20 protein-coding genes and 1 pseudogene are annotated in these 25,468 nt (G+C 70.0%); 11 read left to right on the forward strand and 10 right to left on the reverse strand.

Features of this window, described 5'->3' with window-relative positions; translation table 11 throughout:
* Positions 1-6 precede the first annotated feature (6 nt).
* On the forward strand, positions 7-2,565 hold the full coding sequence (locus MY520_RS10670) for a bifunctional FO biosynthesis protein CofGH (protein ID WP_436692068.1): 2,559 nt from the start codon (positions 7-9) through the stop codon (positions 2,563-2,565).
* Between the two features lie 560 nt (positions 2,566-3,125).
* Here the strand turns inward: MY520_RS10670 and MY520_RS10675 are convergent.
* On the reverse strand, positions 3,126-4,364 hold the full coding sequence (locus tag MY520_RS10675) for an MFS transporter (protein WP_436692069.1): 1,239 nt from the start codon (positions 4,362-4,364) through the stop codon (positions 3,126-3,128).
* Positions 4,361-6,427, reverse strand: a complete 2,067-nt coding sequence (locus MY520_RS10680) for a CoA transferase (RefSeq protein ID WP_436692070.1) — start codon at positions 6,425-6,427, stop codon at positions 4,361-4,363. The genes MY520_RS10675 and MY520_RS10680 overlap by 4 nt, the downstream gene beginning before the upstream one ends.
* Before the next feature lie 88 nt (positions 6,428-6,515).
* Here MY520_RS10680 and MY520_RS10685 point away from each other — a divergent pair, with 88 nt between their 5' ends.
* The 5 genes from MY520_RS10685 to MY520_RS10705 all read left to right on the forward strand — a co-directional run bounded on the left by MY520_RS10685 (position 6,516) and on the right by MY520_RS10705 (position 12,703).
* Complete coding sequence (locus MY520_RS10685) at positions 6,516-7,298, forward strand: SDR family NAD(P)-dependent oxidoreductase (protein ID WP_436692071.1); 783 nt, start codon at positions 6,516-6,518, stop codon at positions 7,296-7,298.
* Positions 7,299-7,418: 120 nt separating this feature from the next.
* Positions 7,419-8,204, forward strand: a complete 786-nt coding sequence (locus MY520_RS10690; RefSeq protein ID WP_436692072.1) for an SDR family NAD(P)-dependent oxidoreductase — start codon at positions 7,419-7,421, stop codon at positions 8,202-8,204.
* A gap of 274 nt (positions 8,205-8,478) precedes the next feature.
* Entirely contained in the window at positions 8,479-9,909 is a 1,431-nt protein-coding gene (locus tag MY520_RS10695; RefSeq protein ID WP_436692073.1) for an MmgE/PrpD family protein, read from the forward strand.
* Between the two features lie 1,227 nt (positions 9,910-11,136).
* Positions 11,137-11,289, forward strand: a complete 153-nt coding sequence (locus MY520_RS10700) for a hypothetical protein (RefSeq protein WP_436692074.1) — start codon at positions 11,137-11,139, stop codon at positions 11,287-11,289.
* 52 nt (positions 11,290-11,341) lie between these two features.
* Positions 11,342-12,703: an MFS transporter gene (locus MY520_RS10705; protein WP_436692075.1), complete on the forward strand. Its 1,362-nt coding sequence runs from the start codon at positions 11,342-11,344 to the stop codon at positions 12,701-12,703.
* Between the two features lie 706 nt (positions 12,704-13,409).
* Here the strand turns inward: MY520_RS10705 and MY520_RS10710 are convergent.
* The 3 genes from MY520_RS10710 to MY520_RS10720 are packed head-to-tail and all read right to left on the reverse strand — an operon-like array spanning position 13,410 to position 16,485.
* Positions 13,410-14,375, reverse strand: a complete 966-nt coding sequence (locus MY520_RS10710) for a MaoC family dehydratase (RefSeq protein WP_436692076.1) — start codon at positions 14,373-14,375, stop codon at positions 13,410-13,412.
* Complete coding sequence (locus MY520_RS10715) at positions 14,372-15,250, reverse strand: HpcH/HpaI aldolase/citrate lyase family protein (RefSeq protein WP_436692077.1); 879 nt, start codon at positions 15,248-15,250, stop codon at positions 14,372-14,374. The genes MY520_RS10710 and MY520_RS10715 overlap by 4 nt, the downstream gene beginning before the upstream one ends.
* Entirely contained in the window at positions 15,247-16,485 is a 1,239-nt protein-coding gene (locus tag MY520_RS10720; RefSeq protein ID WP_436692078.1) for a CoA transferase, read from the reverse strand. Before MY520_RS10720 ends, MY520_RS10715 begins: the two co-directional genes overlap by 4 nt.
* Before the next feature lie 70 nt (positions 16,486-16,555).
* Between MY520_RS10720 and MY520_RS10725 the strand changes: the two genes are divergently transcribed.
* From MY520_RS10725 to MY520_RS10745, 5 genes and pseudogenes are all read left to right on the forward strand, one after another.
* Entirely contained in the window at positions 16,556-17,362 is an 807-nt protein-coding gene (locus MY520_RS10725) for an enoyl-CoA hydratase/isomerase family protein (RefSeq protein ID WP_436692079.1), read from the forward strand.
* Complete coding sequence (locus MY520_RS10730; protein WP_436692080.1) at positions 17,359-18,759, forward strand: acetate--CoA ligase family protein; 1,401 nt, start codon at positions 17,359-17,361, stop codon at positions 18,757-18,759. Before MY520_RS10725 ends, MY520_RS10730 begins: the two co-directional genes overlap by 4 nt.
* Before the next feature lie 180 nt (positions 18,760-18,939).
* Positions 18,940-20,466 carry an aldehyde dehydrogenase family protein gene (locus tag MY520_RS10735; RefSeq protein WP_436692081.1) on the forward strand — a complete coding sequence of 509 codons (1,527 nt, stop codon included), beginning with the start codon at positions 18,940-18,942 and terminating at the stop codon, positions 20,464-20,466.
* A 219-nt stretch (positions 20,467-20,685) separates the two neighbouring features.
* A pseudogene (locus tag MY520_RS10740) lies at positions 20,686-20,778 on the forward strand (alcohol dehydrogenase catalytic domain-containing protein); the annotation flags it as partial.
* A 321-nt stretch (positions 20,779-21,099) separates the two neighbouring features.
* Positions 21,100-21,621 carry a zinc-binding dehydrogenase gene (locus MY520_RS10745; protein ID WP_436692082.1) on the forward strand — a complete coding sequence of 174 codons (522 nt, stop codon included), beginning with the start codon at positions 21,100-21,102 and terminating at the stop codon, positions 21,619-21,621.
* A 92-nt stretch (positions 21,622-21,713) separates the two neighbouring features.
* Here the strand turns inward: MY520_RS10745 and MY520_RS10750 are convergent, their stop codons facing one another.
* From MY520_RS10750 to MY520_RS10770, 5 genes are all read right to left on the reverse strand, one after another.
* Positions 21,714-21,962, reverse strand: coding sequence for a hypothetical protein (locus MY520_RS10750; protein WP_436692083.1), 249 nt, complete (start codon positions 21,960-21,962; stop codon positions 21,714-21,716).
* A gap of 97 nt (positions 21,963-22,059) precedes the next feature.
* Positions 22,060-22,941 (reverse strand): LLM class flavin-dependent oxidoreductase, encoded by an 882-nt coding sequence (locus MY520_RS10755; protein ID WP_436692084.1) that lies wholly within the window; start codon positions 22,939-22,941, stop codon positions 22,060-22,062.
* A 335-nt stretch (positions 22,942-23,276) separates the two neighbouring features.
* Positions 23,277-23,780 carry a thioesterase family protein gene (locus tag MY520_RS10760; protein WP_436692085.1) on the reverse strand — a complete coding sequence of 168 codons (504 nt, stop codon included), beginning with the start codon at positions 23,778-23,780 and terminating at the stop codon, positions 23,277-23,279.
* 4 nt (positions 23,781-23,784) lie between these two features.
* The gene (locus MY520_RS10765; RefSeq protein ID WP_436692086.1) at positions 23,785-24,249 is read right to left on the reverse strand and encodes a hypothetical protein; all 465 of its coding nucleotides are present in this window, start codon (positions 24,247-24,249) and stop codon (positions 23,785-23,787) included.
* 251 nt (positions 24,250-24,500) lie between these two features.
* Entirely contained in the window at positions 24,501-25,466 is a 966-nt protein-coding gene (locus tag MY520_RS10770; protein WP_436692087.1) for an HpcH/HpaI aldolase/citrate lyase family protein, read from the reverse strand.
* Positions 25,467-25,468: the final 2 nt, after the last annotated feature.

Consider the following 25,468-nt stretch of genomic DNA (forward strand, 5'->3'; position numbering starts at 1 on the left):
AGGACCGTGGTGGGACCCACCGGGCAGCAGGTACGGCGTGCGTTGGTGCGAGCCGAGCGGAGCGCCACCCTGGACGCCGATGAGGCGACTGCGCTGCTGGCTGCCCGGGGCGAGCAGCTGGACAGGCTGTGTGCCGTCGCCGCGCGGGTGCGCGACGCCGGACTGGTGGCAGCGGGCCGCCCCGGGGTGGTGACGTACTCGCCGAAGGTCTTCATCCCGGTGACCCGGTTGTGTCGCGACCGGTGTCACTACTGCACCTTCGTGGAGACGCCTGGCCAGGCTGCACGTGAGGGCCACGCGCCGTACCTGTCCCCGGACGAGATCCTGGACATCGCCCGGGAGGGCGGGGCGCTGGGGTGTTTGGAGGCGTTGTTCACGCTCGGGGACCGCCCGGAGGACCGGTGGCCGGAGGCCCGGGCGTGGCTGGACGAGAAGGGCTACGACTCCACGCTGGCCTATGTGCGCGCGATGGCGGTGCGGGTGCTGGAGGAGACCGGGCTGCTGCCGCACCTCAACCCCGGTGTCATGTCGTGGGAGGAGATGAACCGGCTCAAGCCGGTGGCCCCGTCGATGGGGATGATGCTGGAGACCACCTCCTGGCGGCTCTTCGAGACCCGCGGTCTGGCGCATCACGGGTCACCGGACAAGAACCCGGCGGTCCGGTTGCGGGTGTTGGAGGACGCGGGCCGGTTGTCGGTCCCGTTCACCACCGGGCTGCTGGTCGGCATCGGCGAGTCGTTGGCCGAGCGGGCCGAGACGATCTTCGCGCTCCGCCGGGTGGCCCGGGCCTACGGCGGCGTGCAGGAGGTCATCGTCCAGAACTTCCGGGCCAAGCCGGGCACCGCGATGCGCCACGCCGACGACCTGGACTTGGAGGAGTACCGGGCGGCGATCGCGGTGACCCGGGTCGTGCTGGGCCCGAGGGCCCGTGTGCAGGCGCCGCCCAACCTCGTCGAGCTCGCCGAGTGCCGCGCCCTGCTGGCCGCCGGGGTGGACGACTGGGGCGGGGTGTCCCCGTTGACGCCGGACCACGTGAACCCCGAACGCCCCTGGCCGTCGGTGGCGCGACTGCGCGAAATCACCGCCGGGTGCGGCCTCGAATTGAAGGCCCGCCTGACGGTGCACCCGGAGTACGTCCGCGCCGCACTGGCCGATGGCAGCCCGTGGCTCGATCCCCGGGTACGCGCCCATGTGGCGGCGCTGGCCGACGAGGACGGCCTGGCGCGCCCCGTGGTACGACCCAAGGGCCTGCCGTGGCAGGAGCCGGACGGCGGTTTCGCTGCTGTCGGCCGGGTCGACCTGCACGCCGAGGTCGACACCATCGGGCGCGCAGACGGGCGACGTTCGGACTTCGACAACGTCTACGGCGACTGGTCGGCGGTCGCGGCCAGCGCCGCCTCGACCAGCGACACCCCCGGCGCGACGGGCGGCTCACCGCTGGGCGGCGACGTCCGGGCCGCCCTGGCTCAGGCCGAGCGTGACTCGCGCGGCCTTACCGATGCCCAGGCCCTGGCGCTGGTCACCGCCGAAGGGGCGGACCTGGAGGCGCTGTGCCGGCTGGCCGACGACTTGCGCCGTGACGTCGTCGGCGACGAGGTGACCTACGTGGTCAACCGGAACATCAACTTCACCAACGTCTGCTACGTCGGCTGCCGGTTCTGCGCGTTCGCCCAGCGCAGGACCGACGCCGACGCCTACTCACTGTCACTGGACCAGGTCGCCGACCGGGCCGAGGAGGCTTGGGAGCTCGGTGCCACCGAGGTCTGCATGCAGGGCGGCATCGATCCCGAGTTGCCGGCGACTGCCTACTTCGAGCTGGCCTCCGCGGTGAAGGCCCGGGTGCCCGGGATGCACGTGCACGCCTTCTCGCCGATGGAGATCGTCAACGGCGCCGCCCGCACCGGGCTGTCGTTCGAGGACTTCCTGGTCCGGGCGAGGGAGGCCGGGCTGGACACCATCCCCGGCACTGCGGCGGAGATCCTCGACGACGAGGTCCGATGGGTGCTGACGAAGGGGAAGCTGCCCGCGGCCACCTGGATCGACGTCGTCACCACCGCGCACCGGGTGGGACTGCGGTCGAGCTCGACGATGATGTACGGCCACGTCGACAACCCCCGGCACTGGGTCGCCCATCTCCGAGTGCTGGCCGGGATCCAGGAGGACACAGGCGGGTTCACGGAGTTCGTTCCACTGCCGTTCGTGCACACAAGCGCACCGATCTACCTCGCCGGCGTGGCCCGCCCCGGCCCGACCCTGCGGGACAACCTCGCCGTGCACGCGGTGGCCCGGATCATGCTGCACGGGTTGGTGGACAACATCCAGACTTCCTGGGTCAAGCTCGGCACCGATGGCACGCGAGCGATGCTGCGCGCCGGCGCCAACGACCTGGGCGGCACGCTCATGGAGGAGACCATCTCCCGGATGGCCGGCTCCGAGCACGGCTCGGCCCGCACGGTCGCCGAGCTCACCGAGATCGCCGCCGGCGTCGGGCGCCCTGTCCGCGAGCGCACCACCACGTACGGGGCGCCGGAGGTAAGGCCGGTCAGCGCCCTCGCACAGCCGTGAGGGGGACGCGGAGGGTCTCAGTGGTGGTGCTCGCCAAGGCCACCGGTTCGGCCAAGACGCGGCTGGCCGGTGCAGCGATCGACCGTCGCCGGACGGCCCTCGACCTGGCGTCGGCCACCCTGGGCGCCGCAGTGGGCGCCGAGGGGGTCGGGAGCATCCACGTCGTCACGAGTGACAGGGCCGTCGCGGCCCGCGCGGGGCCTCGGTGCCTCGGTGGTTGACGAGCCGGGAGTGTCGGGGATCAACCGGGCAGCAGGTCTGGGACGAGAGCACGCGCTGGCCGGGAGACCTGACGCCCCGGTGCTGGTGACGGTCACCGACCTGCCCTACCTGCGCTCCGCGGACCTGGACCAGCTCGTGCGCGAGTTCGAGAAGCGCGGGTCGGCCCTGTTCGTCGCCGACCGGGCCGGAACGGGGACCACGATGCTGCTCCACGGGCCCGAGGTGCTGCCGGCGATCGCCTTCGGCGCCAGCTCCGCGGTGGCGCACGCCAGGGCGGGGTATCTGCGGGCGCGAACACGGAGCGTGGGACTGACAACCGACCTCGACACGCCGGAGGACTATGCGTTGTGGACCCGCGGGACCCGCGGGACCCGCGTCGATGACACGGCCGAGGACGCATCGGCTCTGCGCCTGCCGACCAGCAAGATGACGGCCGCCAGCACGGCGACGACTGCCGTGGCGGACCAGGCGAGCCGGTAGGAGCCGAGCTGCACCAGCAGCCCGAATCCCAGGGGTCCCAGCACCGCGCCCACGTAGGTGCCCATCTGCATGGACGACGTGGCCCGGGCCATGTGGCCCGGATGCAGGGTGATGGCTGCGTGGTGCAACAGGCCGGGCCAGGCGAAGCCGATGCCGAAGGTCAGCAGCGCCGCGGCAGCCGGAACGGTGGTACCGCGACCGAGCGCCAGCCCGACCATGCCGACCGCGGCGGCCACCATCATCAATGCGGCACTGGAGACGTGCCGGACCGGGTAGGGGAACCAATCGGCCACCACTCCGGCCGAGATGCGGGCGGCAACCGCGACCCAAGCGCTGATGGCGAGCAGCAGTGCGGCGTCCCCCGGATCGGCCCCGCCGGCGATCAGCCCCTCGACGAGGAAGGGGGAGAGCACCGAGCACGCGGTGGCAGCGAGCAGCCCGCCGAGCGCGAGCAGTCGCAGTGAGGTCAGTCCTCCGCCGCGCTTCTCCGCCGTGCCCTGCGCCGGGTGCTGCAGTCGCGGCGAGGAGCCGGCGAAGGAGGCCGCGAGCACCGTGAGCAGCCCGAGTGCGAGGGCGGTGCAGAGCCCGCGCCACCCCAGCGCCGTGTGCGCTACGACGTACGCGCCGGCGGCGGCAAGGGCCGCCGCCCCCGGGACCGCCGAGACGCGGAGCCCGAACGCCACCCCGTGGCGACGGGGTGAAACGGTCAGGGCGATGAGCATGTTCGCCGCGGGCGTCGCGACGCCGTTCGCCAAGCCGGCGACGGCGCACATCCCCAGCAGCCCGGCCTTGCTGCCCAGCAGGGCGGCGGTCAGGACCGCTGCCGCGCTCAGCGCCAGGCCAGCCCGCGTCATGGCCATCGGGCTGGCCCGGCCCAGCACGGGCATGGCCAGCCGGGTGGACAGGGTCGACAGCAGGTAGAAGCCCGAGACGCCGGCACCGATCTCCGCCGCGCTCAGGGTGAAGTCGTCGCGCATGTCGAAGGCGAGGGCGCCCGGGAGCAGGGACGGGACGCTCATGGAGATGGCGACGACGCCGGGGAAGACCAGGCGGGCGACGTCGCGAGCCCGCGACCGTGTGGCCGTATCGGTCCTCACGAGGCGTCCGGGCCTGCGGCGTGGAGTACCCGGATGCGGATGAGCTGCTCGACCCGTTCGGGGTCGTCGGCCTCGCCGACGATCTCTCGGCTGTGCTCGCCCACCCGGGGCGAGGAGCCCGGCCGTCCCGGCCGGTGGCCGTCGAACCGCCACGGGGGTCGCACGAGCGCGACACCGTCGTCCTCCGGCTCCATCAGGTCGAGCAGGCGGGCTTGGGGATGGTCGAGGAAGGCGGAGATGGTGAGAACCGGTGCATGGGGGACGTCGCAGTTCCGCAGCCGGGCCCGCCAGTCCGACGCCTGCCGGCGGAGGAAATTCTCGGCGAGGATCTTCGCCAACTCCGAGTGGCTCCGGATCCGGTCGTCGTAGGTGGCGAATTGAGGGTCCTCGGCCAGGTCAGGGCGGTCCATCGCCAGGACCAGCCCCTGCCAGAACCGCTCGGAGGAGGAGAGGTGGAGGGTGATCGCGGGCCCGTCGGCCGTCGGCAGGGCGAAGCTCTGCGCCTGGGGATGGCGGCTCTGGCGGCGGGGGTCGCGGTGGTCGTCGTCGTGGAACTGGGTGATCGCATCCAGGGTCAGCGTGGTGACCGCCTCCATCAAGGAGGTCTCCACCCGTCGCCCCCGGCCCGTGCGCCCCTGTCCGACCAGTGCGGCCAGCACCCCGGTCTCGCTCACCAGCCCACCGACGATGTCGGCCAGGCAGGTACCCGAGATCTGAGGGGAGCGGGCGTCGCTCCGTACCCAGTAGAGCCCGCTGAACGCCTGGGCGATGCTGTCGTACGACGGCCGCTTGGCCAGCGCCCCCTCGGCGCCGAAGCCAGTGACCGAGGCGTCGACGAGGTCGGGCCTCAGGGCCCTGTAGCTGTCCGGGCCCAGGCCCAGGGCCGCGAGCGTGCCGGGCCGGATGTTCTCCATGACGACGTCGAAGCGGGGCACCAGCGCCTTGACGAGCGCCACCCCCTCGGGATGCTTAAGGTCCACCGCCAGGCTCCTTTTGCCGGCGTTGTACTGCCGGAAGTAGGTGTGGCGGTCCTCCTCGCCGCGGCGAAAGGCGTTGCCTCCGTCGGGCCGCTCGACCTGGACCATGTCAGCGCCCAGGGCGACGAGGAGGGAGGTGGCGTAGGGCGCCGCGACGTAGCCGCCAAGTTCCAGGATCCGGATGCCGTCGAAGGGGAGGTTGCTCATCTCAGGCGACCCCCAGTCGCTCGCGGAGCTCGCCCCGGGGCCGGACGAGGCCCCCTGGGCGTGCGAGGCGACGTGCACGCCGTCGGCGGTGAATACCTCGGCGAAGGTAAGGCCGCGGGCGCCGCCGGCCCACGGCGAGCGCTGGTCGACGAGCAGCCACTCGTCGGCCCGGACGTCGGCATGTAGCCAGACCGTGTGGTTGAGGGTCGCTCGTGGAAGGTCTGGTGCGCCCGCCACCACCCCGTGCGGGATCAGTGAGGCGTTCAGGAGCGTGATGTCGCTGAGATAGGTCAGCACTTGCCGGTGCACGACGGGGTCGTCTGGAAGCCGGTCCTGCACGCGGATCCAGATCTGCTGGATGCCCGGTCCGGGGCCGCGCCGACCGGTCCGCTCGGTCACGACGTAGCGGATGTCCAGACCCGCCCTTTCCCTGCGCCAGGGCTCGTCGGGCAGCTCGCTGAACTTGCGGATGGTGTCTTGGATCGTCGGCAGAGCGGCGGGTGGAGGCACGTCGGGCATGGCCCCTGCATGTGCCAGCCCCGGCTCATGGGGCTGGAACGAGGCGGTGCAGCGCATCAGCAGTCGGTCCTCCTGCGTGGCCAGCACCGAGCGCGCAGAGAAGGAGCGCCCGTCGCGGAGGCACTCCACCTGGTAGCGGACCGGGGATCCGTGGTCGCCGGGCTCGAGGCAGAAGGCCTGGACCGAGTGGACAGACCGGCCCGGGTCGACGGTGCGCTGCGCCGCGACCAGCGCCTGGCCGAACAGCTGTCCGCCGTAGACCTTGTCCAGAGACGACTCGCGGGGCTGACCGCCCAGGTAGCAGGTGCCCCCGAGTTCCTCGAGTTGCAGCAGGGCCATGATCTCGGTGCTGTTCGGCATCTGCTTCCGTCCGGATGGTCGTCGATCCCACTGCTATCATACTTTGTATATTGTGCCGGATGGTATCAGTAACTCCAGGAGGACAGGCATGACGGACCCCACGAGGCTCTTCGACGTCGCCGGCAAGGTCGTGGTGGTGACCGGAGGCAGTCGCGGCATCGGCTACGGGATCGCAGAGGGCTTCGTCCGGGCCGGGGCCACCGTCTACATCTGCGCCCGCAAGGCAGAAGACTGCGAGAAGGCTGCCGCCGAGCTGTCGGCGCACGGCGAGTGTCAGCCCCTCAGCGCGAACCTGGGCAGCGTAGAAGGCGCGCGTGCCTTCGCCGCGCAGCTGGCCGAGCGCGAGTCGCGCGTCGACGTGCTGGTGAACAACGCCGGGAACATCTGGGTGGAGAAGCTGGCCGACTACCCCGAGTCCGGCTGGGACAAGGTCTTCGACCTCAACGTCAAGGGCGTCTTCTTCCTCGTCCAGGCGATGATGCCCCTGCTGGAGGCCTCGGCGCGGCACGACGACCCGGCCAGGATCATCAACATCGGCTCAATCGACGCCTTCCACGTTCCGGAGCACGAGACCTACGCGTACTCCTCGTCCAAGGCGGCGGTGCACATGCTGACCCGGCACCTCGCCCTCAAGCTGGCGCCGAAGCACATCACCGTCAACGTGGTCGCGCCTGGGCGCTACCGCAGTCAGTTGCTGGAGAACGCCATCGAGCTCGAGGGCGCCGAGGAGTTGCTGGCGCCGATCCCGCTCAAGCGCTTCGCGGAGGGCCCGGACCTCGCGGGTGCCGCGATCTACCTCTCCTCCCGGGCCGGTTCGTTCGTCACCGGGGCGATGCTCCCCGTCGACGGCGGTCACGGGACCACCCTTTGACGCAGGCGGCAGCCATGGACCTGCCCGGTTCGTGCCGACCCTGAGCGCCGCCGCGCTCCAGCACGCGCGCTCGTTGCGCCGCACGCGAGCACCGGGCCCTTCTACTCTCGAGAGGCAGCAATGTCGACCAGAGCCAGTGCAACACTGAGTGAGCTCTTCGGTGTCGAGGGCAAGGCGGTGCTCGTGACGGGCGGGTCGCGAGGCATCGGCCGTGCCATCGCCAGCGGCTTCGTCCGCGCGGGTGCGCGGGTCTACATCTGCGCTCGCGACCTCGAGCAGTGTCAGGCCTCGGCAGAGGAGCTGAGCTCGTACGGCGAGTGCATCCCGGTCCGCGCGGACCTCGGGACGACGCACGGGTGTCTCGAGCTCGCCCGGCATCTGGCCGAGCGGGAGTCGAAGCTGCACGTGCTGGTCAACAACGCCGGCAGCACCTGGCACGAGCAGCTCGCCACCTACCCCGAGGCGCAGTGGGACTCGGTGATGAACGTGAACCTCAAGTCGCCGTTCTTCCTGACCCAGGCGCTACTGCCGCTGCTCACGGCGGCCGCCACGCGGGAGGACCCGGCGCGGGTGATCAACGTCGGATCGATCCGCGGGTACCTCGTGCCGCAGCGGCCCTCCTTCGCCTACACCGCCTCAAAGGGGGCCATCCACCAGCTGACCCGGCACCTGGCGGCCGAGCTCGCGTCCGCGGGCATCACCGTCAACGTCCTCGCCCCGGGCCTCTTCGAGAAGCGGATGAGCCAGACGACGGACACTAAGATCAGGACCCAGATCCCGCTCGGCCGGAAGGCCGCGGCGGACGACCTCGCTGGCGCTGCCATCTTCCTGGCCTCGCGTGCGGGGTCGTACGTGACCGGCACGGTCATCCCGGTCGAGGGTGGCGTCGGAGTGGTCCCGAACTAGCGCCGGGGTGGGGAAGTCTCGGGTGCAGGACGATGCGGCGGGGAAGGCGACGACGACATGGCCTGCCCCTGCGCTGATGCCCCACGGACGGACAGGGGCCGAGGACCCACTTCGGCAGCGTCTTCTCAGCGGGAGTCGCGCAGCGCCAGAAGCGGACGCTGCTTCGGAGGTTTCAGCCGACCAGGGTGCTCGCCGCCCTTCTGACCACAATGGGCAACCCGTAATCCGTTGCTCCCGTGATGCACCGAGTGGACCGAGCCCGAGGAGGTGCTCCGTGGCACCCACCCACATCGAAAAGTTCGCCGAGTTCGCGACCGCGAGCGCGTCGCAGGCCCTGCCTCACGAGGTGGCAGAGGAATCCAAACGGATCATCCTGGACACGGTCGGCTGCGCCCTGGCCGCCACCGACAACCCGGCGGGTCGTGCCGGCGTCGACTACGGCAGGGTCTTGGGAGGCGAGCGCGACGAGGCGACGATCATCGGTGTCGCGGGGAGGACATCGGTCCACGGTGCAGCCTTTGCGAACGCTGAGCTGATGAACGCGCTCGACTTCGAGCCCATCGCACTCCCCGGGCACGTGGCGCCCTACGTCGTGCCCGTGGCCCTCGCCATGGGGGAGGGACTCCATCGTCCAGGGGGACAGGTGGTGGCCGCTGTCGCTGTGTGCCACGAGATGTCCTACAGGTTCGCCAAGGCGATGGACAAGAACCGCGACGTGAAGGACGGGAAGGCGCACACGTCACCTGTGCTCGGATACAGCAGCACGGTGTTCGGGACCACCGCAGCAGCCGCGATGCTCAAGGGGATGCAGGAGGAGGCCGTGGCCGACGCCCTGGGCATCGCCGGGGCAACCTCACCGGTGAACGGTCATCGGGCATGGCTCATGCACGCGCCGAGCACGACGATCAAGAACAGCCTGATGCCTGGCGGGGTGGCGATGAGCGGCATGACCGCGGCCTACATGGCCGACCTGGGGCACCGCGGGGACAAGCGGATCCTCGACGACGAGGAGTTCGGGTACCCGCGCTTCATCGGCACGCGGCGCTGGGAACCGTCCGAGCTCACGTCAGGTCTCGGAATCGATTGGCGGTTCCCGTCGGAGTCGTTCTTCAAGCCCTATCCGCACTGTCGAGTCCCCCATGCGCTCTTCGACGCTCTGATCGAAGTAGTGAGGGCCAATGACATCAAACCTGGGGAGATCGAGTCGCTCACGGCCTGGGGTGAGGAGTGGGTAGGGCAGTTCCCGACCTTCATGAGCGACATCATCGAGAGGCCGTACGACGCCCAGTTCAGCTTTGTGCACGGGCTCGCACTGGCTGCTCACCTGGTCCCTCCCGGCAAGGAGTGGCACGATCCCTCGATCATCAACAGTCCATCCGTCCTCGGCCTCAAAACCAGGATCGCCTGGAAGGCGCACCCTGACTGGGCCACGGCCGTGTCCAAGGATCCGTCCGCGCGTCCGTCTCGGGTCGAGGTGGTGGCGCGTGGGACCACATTCGTCGGTGAGCGCCGCTATCCGAAGGGCAGCCCGTCGCCTGATCCCTCCACCTACATGACCACCGATGCGCTGGTCCAAAAGTTCCACCACAACGCCGAGGGAGTGCTCGCCGCACAGGACGCTGAGGCAGTCGTCGACTCATTGCTGCACCTCGAGCAGGTCGACGATCTGTGCGCCGTGATGGAGCGTCTTCGTCTCATCGGCTGACGATGTGACTGGCCCTCGATCCAGGGACCCGGTTGCTCTCCAGATCGCCTCGAGGGCGGCCTGACCCCGTCGCCTTGGGGGGATTCAATGTCACCCGCCGCCAACGCACGAACTACCGTCGGCCACCAGTTCTGCGTCGGTGAAACGCGGCCTCGTTCGCGGCCATGAACAGTGCTGCTCGGGGCGACGTCCCAAGCAATGCGACTCGGTGCAGGGTGCGGTTGATCCTCGGCTTCGCCGATGGTCCAGGGCCGGCGGGGCTTGGTGAACCGGCGGCCGATGCCGAGCTGCCGACAGGCGGCGATCCATGCCTTGCCGACGCGATAGCTCTTGGCGTTGTCGGTCAGGACCCGGCGAAGGGATTCCGTGGGCGGCAAACCGCGCCGCCGCGCGGGTCAGGAAGCCGGCGCAGGTGGTCACCCGCTTGCTCCGCCGACGAGGACGACAGCTGTGCCCGACCACGCATGAGGTCTGGTGTTTCACCCTCCTCGAACTCTTCGTCCGCCGCTCGCGACCCAGCGCGCCTCCAGAAGCTGACCGACGGGTCCTCGGTGCAGAGGCACAGCGCGTGGCGAGACGAGCACTAACGGCTAGCACTCACGTTCGCGCCTCCCACGGCATTGACCTACGTCCAAACATCATATATTTTGTATGCCGGGTCACACCTGACGCTCCTGGAGGATTACATGCGGGCGCTTCATCCCAACGCGACGAGAACCGGGCGGTCGTCGCCTGCAACTCGGCGCGGTCCACCTACCTCGCGATCGGCAGAACCCTTCGCGCGGTTCGAGCCGAGAACGCCCGGTCCTGGCGTGGATCACGAAAGGCAGGCTTCACCCCGACCTCCTTGGAGTGGCCGCCCGCGCGCGTACCGGATCCGGCTCCTCTGGCCCGCTCGCTTGAGGTCCATGTCCGAGTCCAATGGAGACCCTGGATCACTTGGGTACGGCGGCGCCCCTGGTGGACGCCGCGAGCGTCGTAGGGCGGTGCGGGATCCCAGGCGGCAAGGAGGACCTGGTGCGCTCGGGCATCCTCCCGCCGCCGCGAAACCGGCGACACCCCACCGGAGGGCGTCGAGCGGGGTTTCGATCATCATCACCAGCTCGAAGTCCGGCCCCATCGGTCGATCCGACCACCATGCGAACCGTGAAGGCTTCACTACGACGCGGTCTTCGACCTCCCTCCCTACTTACCGACGTGACTCCCGTGGGCCGGACAGAGGAGGTCGTGAACGAGCGATACGAAGTCAACGACGCGATGCCGATCCCGTGGGTCGGGCGCATCGACATTTCGAACGCGGTGCTGTTGCTGGCCTCCGAGGAGGTGCTGTTCGTAGCTATCACGACCATCGCGGTCGATGCTGGCTCGCCCGCGCGCTGACGCGCATTGCTCGACGTCTTACCCAGTCCTCACCTAGAAAGGGATCATCGGCATGAACACACCCTCCGGCATGAACGCACCCTCCGGGACGGGGTCACGCATCGGCTCCCAGGAACGACGGGCGCTCTTTTCAGGCGTCGTCGGCAACAGTCTCGAGTACTACGAGTTCGCTGTGTACGGTCTCGCCGCAGCACTGATATTCAAGGACCTCTTCTTCTCCAACGTGAGCTCGACGGCGGGGACCCTGCTCTCCCTGGGGACTTTCGCCGTCGCGTTCATCGCCCGGCCCATCGGTGCGCTCGTCTTCGGACACTTCGGCGACAAGCTCGGCCGCAAGGGCATGCTGATCGTCACGCTGTCCCTCATGGGCGGTGCCACGTTCTGTATCGGCCTGCTGCCGACCTATGACCAGATCGGCATCTGGGCGCCGCTCCTGCTCGTCGTGCTCCGCCTGCTCCAGGGCTTCTCCCTCGGCGGTGAGTACGGCGGGTCGGTCCTGATGGCGATCGAGCATGCATACCCCAAGCGCCGGGGCTTCTTCGGCTCGCTGGTCCAGAGCGGCATCGGGTGGGGCACCCTCCTGGCGAACCTCGTCTTCCTCGGCATCACGCAGTTGCCGGAGGACCAGCTTCTCTCCTGGGGTTGGCGCATCCCGTTCTTGCTCAGCGCCGTCCTCGTCGGAGTGTGCATGTTCATCCGGCTCCGATTGGACGAGAGCCCTGAGTTCGAAGTAGCCAAGGAAGTCGATGCGGTCGTCAAGGTCCCGCTCGGTGAGGTCTTGAGGAAGCACGGCTGGACCGTTCTCGGGGTCGCACTGATGATTCCCGGGAGCGGCATCCTCTACTACGTCGCCACGGTCTTCTCACTGACCTACGCGTCCGGCGCGGGAATCAACCGCGACGCCATCCTGGCCGGCGTGCTCATCGTCAACATCGTCCTCGTCGTCGGGATCCCGACCTGGGGATGGCTGACGGACATCGTCGGCCGTCGGGTGATCTGGCTCGCCAGCTTCATCGGCATGGGTGTTGCGACCTGGATCTGGCTCCCACTGCTCAACACCGGTACAACGGGGCTGATCATTCTGGGCTTCATCATCCTCTTCATCCCGCACACCGCTAACAACGCGGCGCTGCCCGCGACCTTCGCCCACGCATTCCCCGCCAAGGTGCGTTACTCCGGGCTCGCCGTCGGTTACAACTTCGGAACGCTCATCGCAAGTGCGCTCGCACCCCTCATCGCCGCCTGGCTCCTGGAGTCCACCGGCTCGTGGGTGTCGATCGCGCTCTACATCAGCGCGGCGAACCTGGTCTCGTTCATTGCGGCGATCTTCACCCGCGAACGCTACGGCAAGCCGGCGCAGGCGGCCGCCGTTCGGTCGACTGACACAGCAGACGTCGTGACCGTCGCGAGGTAATCCGCCCTCGAGGTCGGGGCTCGTCGTTCGTCGGTGGCTCCGTCCCCGGTGCCGCCTCGTGCCGAGCAGCGTGACACAAGTCGAGGTCGTGCCGCAGAAGTCGCAGAAGCCGCACAAGGGGGTCAGCCCCAGGCTTCTGCGGCTTCTGCGGCACGGCGATGAACCTCCCACCGCAGCGAGCTGGGGGCCGCCGTAGGGGCCATGGGCGCGGCGAACCGGATAGAACCGTGGGCTTCGAGGAGCCGCATCGAGGCCTCAAGCTCGGTGACCTCCCGGGGTGACTTCTCAGCTCATCCGCAGGTCTGGCATCCAGGGGTTGCCGTCGGCGAGCATGCGCAGGACGGTGAGGCCGGCGTCACGCACGCTGCTGTTGTTGGTGAACGGCACCCGTAGGTCTCGGCGAAGCGGAGGACTTCGTCGCGGGGCACACCAGAGCCTCCAGCGATCCCGGTGCAGTTCGATCCTCGCCGCACTCGCCGTGCCCGCTCCGCCCCGGGTGGTCCCCGCCACCCCGACGGCCGCCTGACCGGCGGCTCCGTGCCCGGCTAGTGACACGTCCGGTCACCAGCGACGACCGTTTGCGCGGCTCGACCTACCCATTCGCCACCCGGAACACCCAGACAGCCGCGGGAGCACGGGAAGCGGCGGACGACGGACTCACGGGATGCGTCTCAGTGCGGGAGCACGTCGAGCCGCCCGCGCCGACTCAGCGGAGCACGACGACGGGACGCCAGTCGAGGACGTCCCGGTCCTGCTCCTCGCTGCGGGCCCTGACCAGGACCCGGAGGTCGGCCGCCCTGAGCCCGGGCGCGACGTCGGCGACGCCGGTGACCTCGATGCGCGAGACGAGGGTGTCGCCCTCGCGGACCGGACCGGTGTGGTCGCACCCGTGCCAGCCGGCGACGGTGATCAACTGGGGGAGGGTCCGGGTGACCTGAGCGAGCGCGAGCCCGATGGTGTGACCGCCGTAGACCAGGCGGCCCGCCGGCTGGCTGAACCGGTCGTGGTGCACGTGCGCCAGGTTGAGCGTCAGCCGGGCGAGCTCGGGGGCGCCGGTGACCACGTCGCCGGCCCGCAGCTCCCAGCTCGCGCCCGCCACGACCTCCGGACCCGACGGCGGCTGCCACCGCGCCAGGTCCCACTCGCCCAGGTGCGCGAGCAGGGGACCAAGGTCGGGCGCCGTCCCGATGGCGGAGAGGTCGTCCCCGTGACCGGTCCGCGCATCTGGACTGCTGAGCGGCAGCATCGCGCAGCGCCAGAAGTCCAGCACCAGCCGGTCCTCCTGGTCACGGGTGGTGATCCGCAGCGCGGCCAGCCCGGTTGGCCGGCTGGCGTTCTGCTTCAGACCGACCACCTCGGTGCGGGTGCGCAGCGTGTCACCCACGGCCGGCAGCCGGCGGAAAGCCAGGCCGCGGTAGAAGAGGTTGGCCACTACTCGGCGGGTAACTGGTGTCGACTGGCCGATGGCGACGTCAGTGACGAAGGCTGGGTCGGCCACGGCACGGCCCGATACCGTCCGGGCGAGGTGCTCGTCGAGCGAGAGCTGCAGGCGGCTGCCGAAGATCGACTGGTGAACACCGGCTCGGCCGGCCGTGAGCGTCATGGACGGGGCGGTGAAGACGTCACCGACCGAGAGGTCGTCGAACCAAGGGCCCTCCACGAGGTGCTTCACTGCTGGTCCTCCCTCTCCGGGGTGGTGCGTCCCAGGGTCCGCCGGGCCCGGACGGCCACCGCCTCGTCGAGCATCCGGCCCCGCCACTGCAGGGCGCCCCGCCCCTCGGCCGCCGCGGCCTCGAGGACCGCGACGATCTCGGCGGCCTCGGCGGCCTCGTCGTCCGAGGGGGTGAACGCGCGCTGGACGGTGCCGACCTGGGCGGGGTGGATGACCCACTTCCCGTCGAAGCCCAGCGCCTCGGCCGTGGTGGCAGCAGTGGCCAGCGGCTCGTCATCGGCGATGGTCAGCTGGGGTCCGTCAATCGCCTGCGCGCCGGCGAGGCGGGCGGCCAGCAGCACGGCGTCCTGGGCGAACTGCCAGGAGGCCTCCACCCGCCGGCCCATCGAGGCGGACAGGTCGGCGTACCCGAGGATCAGGGCAGCGACCCGGTCGCTCGCCGCGGCGATCTGTACGGCGTGGTGCACCCCTGAGGGCGACTCCACCAGCGCCTGCACCTCCAGCGGGACGGCCCGCCCGGTGCCCGCCTCCAGCTCGTCGAGCCGGTCCGCGAGTCCGCGCAGCGCCTGCGGGTCCTCGGCCTTGGGGACCACGATCGAGTCGACCGCCGGGTTGCCGACGCAGGCGAGCACGTCGGCCTCGTACCAGGGCGTGCCGACGGCGTTGACGCGGACGGCGAGCAGACCGTGCTCGCGCCCGACCAGGGCCACGACGTTCCCGCGGCCGGCGTCCTTCTCGTTGACCGCGACCGCGTCCTCGAGGTCGACCACCACCTCGTCGACCGGCGCGGCCAGCGCCTTCGCGATCTTGTGTGGCTCGCTGGCGGGGACGCTCAGCACCGCACGGCGGGGCCGGCGGGCGGAGGGGGCGCTCATGCGGCACCCGCGACGACGCCGCGGTCGTGGAGGCCGGCGATCTCGTGGTCGGCGAGGCCCAGGACGTCGGCGAGCACCTGATCGGTGTCCTGACCGAACCGGGGTGCGGGCCGTGGGTCGGTCCAGTTCCCACCGAGCCGGATGGGGGAGCGGGCGGACGTGATGGTCCCGATGCCGGGCTGGTCGATCTCGGTCACCACGCTCGTCACCGGGTCCTTGGCGAGCTCGCGGACGGACTCGGACATCGTGCGGTAGCGGCTCCACAGCACGTGGGCGTCGTCCAGCTCGTGGGTGACCTCGTCGACCGTCCGGGCCGCGAACCACGGGCGCATCACCGCCGCGATCGTCTCGCGCATCCGGAAGCGGTCGGTCTCCAGGGAGAGGTCCACCTCGGCGGCCTCCTCCAGGGCCTTGAACACACGGTCCGTCCCGGTCACCTGCACCAGGTTCCGCCACTGGCGCACCGTCAGCGCGACCACCATCACGCGGTGCTGGTCGCTGGTGGCGAAGTCGACGCCGAAGCTGCCGTAGAGATGGTTGCCGTGGCGGGGCCGGTCGCCCTGCTCGATCGCCTCGGCCAGCCATCCCATGGACGCGACACCGGCCAGGGCCACGTCGGCCAGGGCGAGGGCGAGGTAGGAGCCCTCCCCGCTCCGGTCGCGTCGGCGCAGTGCCGCCAGCAGGCCGGTGACCGCCGTCATGCCCGTGAGCAGGTCCCAGGCCGGGACCACGTGGTTGACCGGTTCTGCCGAGCCCACCGGGCCGGTCATGCCAGGGACGCCGATCTCGGCGTTGACCGTGTAGTCCACGGCCGGACGGCCGTCGTTGTAACCCTGGATGTGGACCTGGATGAGATCGGGCCGGCGGGCGGCCAGGGCCTCGTAGGTCAGCCACGGCCGGCCGACGTTGTTGTCGACCACCAGGCCGCCGTCGGGGCCGGGGTGGGTGGCCAGGGCGACGACCAGCTCGCGGCCCTCGGGGGAGCGGAGGTCGACGGCCACGGACCTCTTGCCGCGGTTGAGGGAGGACCAGAAGAGGCTCCGCCCGGTGCGGCCGGAGACGGGCCACCGGTTGATGTCGGCCGGACCGTCGATCGGATCGACCTTGACCACGTCGGCGCCCAGCAGGCCGAGGGTCAGGCACCCGGAGGGACCGGCGACGAAGCTGGAGCACTCCAGGACCCGGAGGCCGTCGAGCGGGCGGTCCTGCGGGAGGGGGGTGGCCGGGGCGCTCATGGACAGATATAATACACGATACGTGATCGGCTCCCAGTTTCGGCGGGCCCGCAGATGAAGGGACGACCTCGTGATCGAGAAGTACCAGGAGCAGTTCTCGCGTCTGAAGTTCGAGAACAACCAGCCCGGAGTCCTCGAGGTCGTCTTCAGTGGCCCCAACCTCAACGCCGTGGACGAGCCGACCCACTCGGAGATCCCGGCGGTGTGGACCGTCATCGACAAGGACCCCGCGGTCCGGGCGGTCGTCGTGCGCGGCGAGGGCAAGGCCTTCTCTGCCGGTGGAGACTTCGGCCTCATCGACAAGCAGATCGAGGACTACGGCTTCCGCATGCAGATCATGCGCGAGTCGAAGGAGCTCTTCTACAACCTTGTCAACTGCAGCAAGCCGATCATCTCAGCGATCCACGGACCCGCGGTCGGCGCCGGACTCGTCGTCGCGCTGATGGCCGACATCTCCATCGCCGCGCACGACGCCCGCATCATCGACGGCCACACCCGCCTCGGCGTCGCCGCCGGTGACCACGCCGTGGTCTGGCCGCTCTTCTGCGGCATGCCGAAGGCCAAGTACCTGCTTCTCACCTGCAAGGAGATCTCGGGCCAGGACGCCGAGCGGGCCGGCCTCGTCTCCCTCTCGGTGCCGAAAGAGGAGTTGCTCGACACGGCCCGGGAGATCGCCAAGGGGCTCAGTGAAGGGGCCCAGGAGGCGATCCGGTGGACCAAGTACTCGCTCAACGGGTGGTACCGGCAGAACAGCTCCATCTTCGACGTCTCGCTCGGCCTCGAGTTCCTCGGCTTCGGTGGTGGTGACGTCGTCGAGGGCGTCGCCTCGCACCGCGAACGGCGCAAGCCCTCCTTCGGCACCGAGGTGCACTCGTGAGCCGCTCGGTCGCCGACCTGCTCTTCGCACCGCGGAGCATCGTCGTCTACGGCGCCTCGTCCGACCCCGAGAAGCTGTCCGGTCGTCCGCTGGACTACTTGAAGAAGCTCGGCTACGGCGGCGGGCTGCACGCCGTGAACCCCCGGCGCGACGTTGTCCAGGGAGTGCCGGCCCACGCCAGCATCGCCGACGTGCCGGGGCCGGTGGACCTGGCCGTGATCGTTGTCCCGGCCGACAAGGTGCCCGGCGCGATCGAGGAGTGCGCGGCGGCCGGGGTGGGAGCCGCCACGGTCTTCGCCTCCGGGTTCTCCGAGGCGCCGAACGGGGTGGGCGTCGAGGCCCAGGAACGCATGGCCGAGGCGTCACGCCGCAGCGGCATGCGCGTGCTCGGACCGAACTGCCTGGGGTCGTTCGCCCTGCCCGAGAAGGCCTTCGCGACGTTCTCGACGGCGTTCGACACCCCGGGCGCCCTGCCCGACTCCCCGATCGCCCTCGTCTCCCAGAGCGGGGCGGTCGGCACCTTCACCTACAGCACGATGACGTCCGTGGGCCTGGGCGTCCGCTTCTTCGCGAACACCGGCAACGAGGTGGACATCACGGTCGTCGAGGTGCTCGACGCCCTCGTCGACCACGACGACGTCGAGCTCCTGCTGGGCCACCTGGAGGGCTTCACCGACCCGGCGGCGCTGGAGCGCCTGGCATCCCGGGCGGCCTCAGCGGGCAAGCCGCTGGTTCTGCTGAAGGCGGGCCGGACCTCGGTCGGGCAGCGCGCCATCGGCGCGCACACCGGGAGCCGGGGCGGTGACGACGCCGAGTTCGACGCGGTCCTCGCGCGCCACGGCGCCATCCGTGCGACGAGCATGGAGGAGATGGCCGACCTGGCCCTCGCCTTCGCCCCTGGCCGCCGCGTGCGCGGGCGCCGGGTCACCGTCGTGACCCAGAGCGGCGGCGCCGGGGCGCTGGCCTCGGACGTCGCGGTCGACGTCGGCCTCGAGATCGAGCCGTGGGACGACGCCACCCGGGCCCGGGTGGCCGCGCTGCTGCCATTCTTCGCCTCGACGGCCAACCCGATCGACGTCACCGGCGCGCTGATCAACGACGTCGGGATCCTCGACAAGACCCTGCAGATCTCCCTGGAGAGCGACGAGACCGACGTGGTGCTCGTGGTCTTGGGCAACTCCGACAGGGCTGCCGAGGAGCTGGTCGAGACCTGCGTCCGGCACCACGACGCCACGGACAAGCCTTTCCTCATCGCCTGGACCGGCGGGACCGGTAAGCCTCGACTCGATCTGCTCGAGGCCGGCGTGCCGACGTACGCCGAACCGGTTCGTGCCGTGCGAGCCATCGGGCACCTGGTGGACCACAGCCTGCGGTCCACCCGGATGACTCCGGCCTGACCGGCCGACGGATGGGTCTGCTCCCCGTGGCCCGGGACGGGACGGCGGGGGAGTGGGCTCTTCAGAGGCCGGAGGTGGACGGGTGATCCCCTCCGGGGCAGACGCTGGCACTTCTGTGTGGGCGAGCTCGCCGACCTGGACGACCAACGGTTCGCGCCCTGGCGCCTTCATATATGATGCATGACGACCCTCACGCGAAGGTCACTAGCCGGGAGGAGCCCAATGGCCTCGTTCGAACAGTCCAGGGTGGGATTCATCGGGTCCGAGGGGCACGTGGTCCCCGACGGTGGTGAATACCTCCCCGTCGAGAACCCGGCCACCGGCGAGGTCATCGCCAGCGCCTACGAGGGGCGGGCCGAGGACGTCGACGCCGTCGTGCGCGGCGCCGAGGACGCCTTCCACACCGTCTGGCGTCGGACGACGCCGGACGCACGTGGAGCCCTGCTGCGGCGCTGGGCCGAGCTCGTCACCCGGGAGCGGGAGGCACTGGCGGACCTCGAGGTCCGCGACGTGGGCCACCTGCGCAAGGAGACCCTCGGGGACACCGACGTCACCGCTCGGATCCTCGACTACTACGGCGGCATGGCCGACAAGATCGAAGAGCGGAGCTACTCCTCCTATCCCGACCGGGTCGCCTACGGCAGAGCGGAGCCGTACGGCGTCGTGGGGGGTATCAGCCCGTACAACGCAAACGCCATCTTCACAGCCTTCAAGGCGGGCCCGGCGCTCGCCGCCGGCAACTGCATCGTGCTGAAGGCGCCCGAGGTCTCACCACTGGTGACCTACCGCCTCGTGGAGCTGGCCCTCGAGGCGGGCATACCCCCTGGGGTGGTGAATGTGGTCACCGGGCGGGGACAGGTGGTGGGCCCGCTGGTCACCGAGCACCCCGCCATCGGCATGGTGGCCTTCACCGGCGGGGTGGAGGCAGGCAGGGCCGTCATCCAACAGAGCGCCGGCAATGTGGTGCCCCTCAGCCTGGAACTCGGCGGCAAGAATCCGGTGATCGTGCTGGACGACGCAGATCTGGACCTGTTGATCCCGTCGCTGCTGCACTCCAACTTCGTCAAGTCCGGCCAGAGCTGTGCCGCCGGAACGCGGATCTTCCTGCCGCGCTCGCGCAACCAAGAGATCGCCGACCGGATGACGCAGAGGGCGGAGCAGGTGCGCGTCGGGATGCCCGACGACCCGGAGTCGCAGATGGGCACGCTCATCAGCAGGCGGCACCGCGATCGCGTGCACTCGCTGGTGAATCGTGCCCGCGACGCCGGGGCAGTGTGCTTGGTCGGCGGGTCACCGGCACAGGACGGGCCACTCGCCGACGGTGCCTTCTTCCAGCCGACCGTCCTGGCCGAGGTCAAGGACGACAATCCGATCGCGACCACCGAGGCCTTCGGCCCGGTCGCGAGCCTGCTCGTCTACGACGACGTCGACGAGGCGCTGCGGCGCGCCAACGACTCGCAGTTCGGCCTCTCGGCCCAGGTCTGGGGCAACAACGCACGTGACATCCAGCACCTGGTCGCCAACCTGGAGGTCGGCACCGTGTGGGTCAACCTCTACCGCGGCAACCACCCCACAGTGCCGTTCGGCGGGATGAAGCAGAGCGGTTACGCGCGGGAGAACGCCTTCGAAGCCATCCGCCTCTACACCCGACAGAAGTCGGTCGTCTGGGACACCAGCACCGAACGTGCGCTGCCCTACCAGTCCTGACGCGGCTGTCAACTGCCGCACAACCCCACACTCGATCCAGCCAGCAGCCGCCGAGAAGCTGGCGCACCAGTCCTCACCGGTCCGGAATCGGACTGGACCACCGCCACGCTCGACCTCCGGGGCCACAGGCCGAGGAGGTGCAGGTGCGGATGCATTACTCGGGCAGGTGCCGCTCCGACGAGCAACGAGCCACGGCCGGTCGGGTGGCGCGATCCGCAGATCGGCGGGCACGACGGCTCCGGCGTCGTCGAGGCCGTGCGGCCGGGCGTCACCCGCTTCCAGTCGGGCGACCACGTCATCCTCTCCGTGCTCCCGCAGTGCGGCGTGCAAGTTCTGTACCTGCGGCCGTTGGCGCATGTGCGACCTGATCGCCTATGTCCCGACCGGGCAGATGCCGACGGCACGTGGCGGGCGTCGCTGGACGGCGAGCCCATCGGCGGGTTCTGCAGGCTCGCGACCTTCGGGAGCGGCTGGTGGTCTTCCAGGCCTCGTGCATCAAGATCCCGGAATGGGTTCCGACGGAGGCCGCCGCGCTGTTCAGCTGCGTCGTGCTCACCGGCTGGGTTCCGCGGAGTACGTCGGGCAGGTGCAGCCCGGTTGGACCGTGATCGTGATGGGGGTCGGGGCGTCGGCATGAGCACCGTCCAGTCGGCCGCCCACCTGCGCGCGAGCCACGTGATCGCGGTCGACCCGGTCGAGCTCAAACGAGAGACGGCTCTGAGGCTGGGGGCGACCCAGGCGGTGGCCACCGCCTGGGTCGCCGATCTCGGCCGGCGCTGTCGATGGCACGGTGCCGACGTCGTCACCGTCGCGGTGGGCGTGCTCACCTCCGACGTCTCCGCGGCCGCCTTCGAGGCCGTGGGCAAGGGCGGACGGCTGGTCGTCACCGCTCGCCGACGACGCATCGGACTTCAACTCGTGGTGCAGGGCCAGCGGATCACCGACTACAACGTGACGGTGCGCGGCGCGCTGCTCGGAAGCTGCAACAGCCACTACGACAACCCGCACCTGGCCCGCCTCTACAACGAGGGCCGGTTGCGCCTGGACGAGCTGATCACTCGGCGCTACACCGCGGACCACGTGGGGGCAGGGCTACGCCCGACGTTGCTGGCCGGCCAGGTGGTGCGCGGAGTCATCGTTCACGACGTCTCCTGAGCCGCCCCGCACTCAACCAGCCAGGGTGCTGGTCGGAGGACCAGCACCCCGGCTCGGGTGTTTCGTGGGCTGCTTGCCGCGCCTCGCGGCGCTCAATCCCGTGACTGCCCGGCGAGGTGCCTCGCGACGCGGAGTCCGAAGGCCATCGCGTGGCCCAGCGAGGCGCCGGTGCCCAGGTAGATGGCACCGAAGACCGGAGCTGCGCTGTCGCCGGCCGCGTAGAGGCCCTCGATGGGGAAGCCTCCAAGGGCGGAGCGCCCGCGCGTGCTCAGTGACGACGCCGCCGCAGGTCCCACATCGCCGGGATGGATCGGAGTGGAGTAGAACGGGCCCTGCTCCACCGTCCCGAGGGTCGGGTCTGGCTCGTGCCGCGGGTCGGCGTAGTAGCGGGAGTAGGCGTTGGAGTCGCCAGGTCTCGCCGTCGCGCCAGCAGCCGGGTCACAGCCAGCTCCGGGCGGCCACGCGCTCCAGGGTCGCTTTCGCGTCGTCGAGCGACTCCGGCTCGTAGGGCATCTCGAGGATCGCCTCGTGGAAGCCGAGCTCCGTGTAGCGCACGAGGTTGTCCTTGTCGATCGCGCCGAAGGCCGGGTCCGGCCCGGAGCCGGGCTTCGCGACGAGGCGCAGCTCGGAGAAGTCGCGCCCGACGTCGTCGCAGGCGCTCCGAAGCCTGGCGAGGTGGCCCTCGAGTGCTTCGAGGCTCTGCTTGGCGGGCAACCAGCCGTCACACGAGCTGGCGACGAGGCGCATGGCGAAGGGGCTGAAGCCGCCCCAGAGGAACTCGACCGGGGCCGGCGCCTTCGGGAGCATGAGGAACGGCTTGGTGACCGGGGTGTCGTCCGCGTCGCGGACCGTGTAGTCGGCCGTCCCCGAGGAGAGCAGCTGCTTGACGAGGGCGATGTCCTTGCGAGCCCGGGTTCCCCTGCCCTCGAACGGCATGCCGACGGCGTCGTACTCCTCCCGCAGCCACCCCGTCCCCACGCCGAGGGAGAACGGCCGGCGGGTCAGCCACGACATCGTCGCCAGCTGCTTGGCCAGCAGCGTCGGGTTGCGCAGCGTCAGAACGATGATGCTCGTCCCGAAGCGCGCCCCCGGCAGCTGGGCGGCCAGCCAGGTCAGGTGCAGGAACGGGTCGGTCCAGGGGGTGTCGGGCCGGAAGCCCGGCGTCCCGTCCTCTGTATGCGGGTAGGCCGAGGAGCTGCGCTCTGGGAGGACCACGTGGTCGCCCACCCAGAAGGAGCTGTAGCCCAGCTCGAGCGCGTGGAGGCACAACTCGACCTGCTGCTCCGGCGTCAGTGCTTCGGTCGGGAGGGGCAGTCTCATGCCCACGGGGATCGATGGGGAGGTACTCAAGTGTCGTCCTTGCTCACGTCGGGACGGGCGGATTCCGGAGGGGTCCTACGGTGAGTTACCTAACACAGAATATAGGATATTTGCCCAGGGGTACAGAGGCAGCAGTAGGACGGGACCGCTCCGGTGACCGCGGCGGGGCGGCCCGGCCCCCGCGCTTCTCCGGGTGCTCGACGATGCTGTGCGCGCTCGGCATCAGGTGACGGGCCAGGGGACGTTGCCGTGGAAGCGCGCGAGATGACCGTTCTCGAGCCCGACTGGATCGACCTACCCGTACTTCACGAGCGTGCGGCGTGACATCTACGGAGTCAGTTCCGTCCGCGACGACGAAGGGTGAGTCGCAGGTCGTGGGTCCAGCCGAGCTCGTTCCCCATCCGGATCTGTTCGTCGATCTGCGCCGTGACGTCCTCCGGGATCCCTGTGGCACGGCGGGTGGTTTGGTCGACGTGCACCACGATCACCTCGAGGACGTTCGCGAGTGTCGCTGACGACTCGTTCACGAGGTAGGACACGCCGTGGATCGCCTTCCCGGTTCGTTCGAGGAAGCGGACACGGACGGAGTAGCGGTTCCCTTCGCGCAGCTCGCCCAGGTAGCGGATGTGGTGCTCCACCGCGAACGTGCCCAGCCCGCGCTTCGAGACGTACTCCTCGGAGACCCCGACCTCGGCGAGTGACGCCCTGACGGAGGCGATGTGCGCGGAGAAGAGATGCGTCGCGTTCATGTGACCGTTCAGGTCGAGGTCCTCGGAGCCGACAGCGCGTTGCAGAGTGGCCGCGACGGTGCGCAGTTGATCGACCGTGGGTAGTGGCATGGCGTCAGAAGGAACTGTTCCGGAGCGAGTACCAGGGGTTCTCGTTCGGAGCCGTCTTGCCCTGGTGCTTGCCGATCGCCGGGATGTGAACGACCTCGTCCATCCGCGCCCAGTCGTTGGCGACCCTGCGATGAGCGATGGCCCGGCGACCGTCGCGCTTCTCGAATCGGTCCAGGTAACGGCCGCCCCCACGCGAGTTGTAGGTGCGGTCGTCCAGCTCGCGCGAAGCGTGAGCCGTGACGGTGCTCCTGGCGACCTTCGTGACGACGGCGTCCGGGCCCTCGAAGTTGCCGAGGTCGTCGAAGGCGTCGGGGCGGTGCGCCGCGGTGATGAAGTCGAAGTCGAAGTCGCAGGAATCGACCCCGCGGCAGTAGTCCTGCATCACGTCGCGAATGGCCTTCCGGTTCAGCAGCCCCTGCAGCTGCTCCTCGATGCTCTCGACTGCGTGACCGTCTCGTCCGTTGCTCACTGGTCCTCCTTCCATGGTGGTGTCACTGGCACAGTCCGCGGTCGCGTCAGCGGGTCACCGGTTCCCAGCAGGACGGCACGGTGTCTGCTACTTCCGGCGCGAGGTGATGGTGCCCAGGGCTCGCACCGCGAGGGCCGCCGTGGCAAGCAGCCCGGCCGGCCGGAAACCCCTGCCGCGCGGCTGAGCGCCCGTCCCATGGCCGACTCGGACACGGAAGTCCTGAGTCGGCGAGCGCCCCAGGCGGCTCGCCCTCAGGTCCGGCGGTCCGTCCTCGGCGGGGTGAACGTGGAGGTGCGGGCCAGACCGGCGGCCCGGCCCTTGCCGGCGATCACCAGCGCCATCTTGCGGCTGGCCTCGTCGATCATCTCGTCGCCGAGCATCGCCGAGCCCTTCGCGCCGCCGGCCTCCGACGTGGACCACTCGTAGGCGTCGAGGATCAGCTCGGCGTGGTCGTAGTCCTCCTGGGACGGCGCGTAGATCTCGTTGGCCGCGTCGATCTGGCCCGGGTGCAGCACCCACTTGCCGTCGAAGCCCAGCACCGCCGACCGCTTGGCCACCTCGCGGAAGGCGTCGACGTCGCGGACCTGCAGGAACGGGCCGTCGATGGCCTGCACCCCGCGGGCGCGGGCGGCCATCAGGATCTGCATGAGGATGTAGTGGAACGGGTCGCCGGCGTAGTCCGGGTGCAGCGCCCCGACCACGAGGGACTTCATGTTGATCGAGGCCATGAAGTCGGCCGGGCCGAAGATGATCGTCTCGATCCGCGGGCTGGCGAACGCGATCGCGTTGACGTTGATCAGACCCTGCGCGTTCTCGATCTGCGCCTCGATGCCGATCCGGCCCACCTCCAGGCCGTTGGACCGCTCGATCTGGGCGAGCAGCAGGTCCAGCGCCTGCACCTGGGCGGCGTCCACCACCTTGGGCAGCATGATGCAGTCCAGGTTCGCCCCGGCGCCCTCCACGACCTCGATCACGTCGCGGTAGGTCCACTCCGTCGTCCAGTCGTTGACCCGGACGGTGCGGATCTTCTCCCCCCACCCGCCCTCGTTGAGCGCGGCGACGATGTTCTTCCGGGCGCCGGGCTTGGCCAGCGGGGCGCAGGCGTCCTCCAGGTCGAGGAACACCTGGTCGGCGGGCAGGCCCTTGGCCTTCTCCAGGAACCGGGGGTTGCTGCCCGGCACGGCCAGGTTGGAACGGCGGGATCGGAGCTCGGCCATAG

The organism is Geodermatophilus sp. CPCC 205506, assembly GCF_051383635.1.
Classification (GTDB): Bacteria; Actinomycetota; Actinomycetes; order Mycobacteriales; family Geodermatophilaceae; genus Geodermatophilus.

Coding starts and splice junctions, on each gene's coding strand:
- MY520_RS10680 (WP_436692070.1), bottom strand. CDS start 6,427: ATGCCGAACAGCACCGAGATCATGGCCCTGCTGCAACTCGAGGAACTC.
- MY520_RS10685 (WP_436692071.1), top strand. CDS start 6,516: ATGACGGACCCCACGAGGCTCTTCGACGTCGCCGGCAAGGTCGTGGTG.
- MY520_RS10690 (WP_436692072.1), top strand. CDS start 7,419: ATGTCGACCAGAGCCAGTGCAACACTGAGTGAGCTCTTCGGTGTCGAG.
- MY520_RS10705 (WP_436692075.1), top strand. CDS start 11,342: ATGAACACACCCTCCGGCATGAACGCACCCTCCGGGACGGGGTCACGC.
- MY520_RS10715 (WP_436692077.1), bottom strand. CDS start 15,250: ATGAGCGCCCCCTCCGCCCGCCGGCCCCGCCGTGCGGTGCTGAGCGTC.
- MY520_RS10720 (WP_436692078.1), bottom strand. CDS start 16,485: ATGAGCGCCCCGGCCACCCCCCTCCCGCAGGACCGCCCGCTCGACGGC.
- MY520_RS10735 (WP_436692081.1), top strand. CDS start 18,940: ATGACGACCCTCACGCGAAGGTCACTAGCCGGGAGGAGCCCAATGGCC.
- MY520_RS10745 (WP_436692082.1), top strand. CDS start 21,100: ATGAGCACCGTCCAGTCGGCCGCCCACCTGCGCGCGAGCCACGTGATC.
- MY520_RS10755 (WP_436692084.1), bottom strand. CDS start 22,941: ATGAGACTGCCCCTCCCGACCGAAGCACTGACGCCGGAGCAGCAGGTC.
- MY520_RS10760 (WP_436692085.1), bottom strand. CDS start 23,780: ATGCCACTACCCACGGTCGATCAACTGCGCACCGTCGCGGCCACTCTG.
- MY520_RS10770 (WP_436692087.1), bottom strand. CDS start 25,466: ATGGCCGAGCTCCGATCCCGCCGTTCCAACCTGGCCGTGCCGGGCAGC.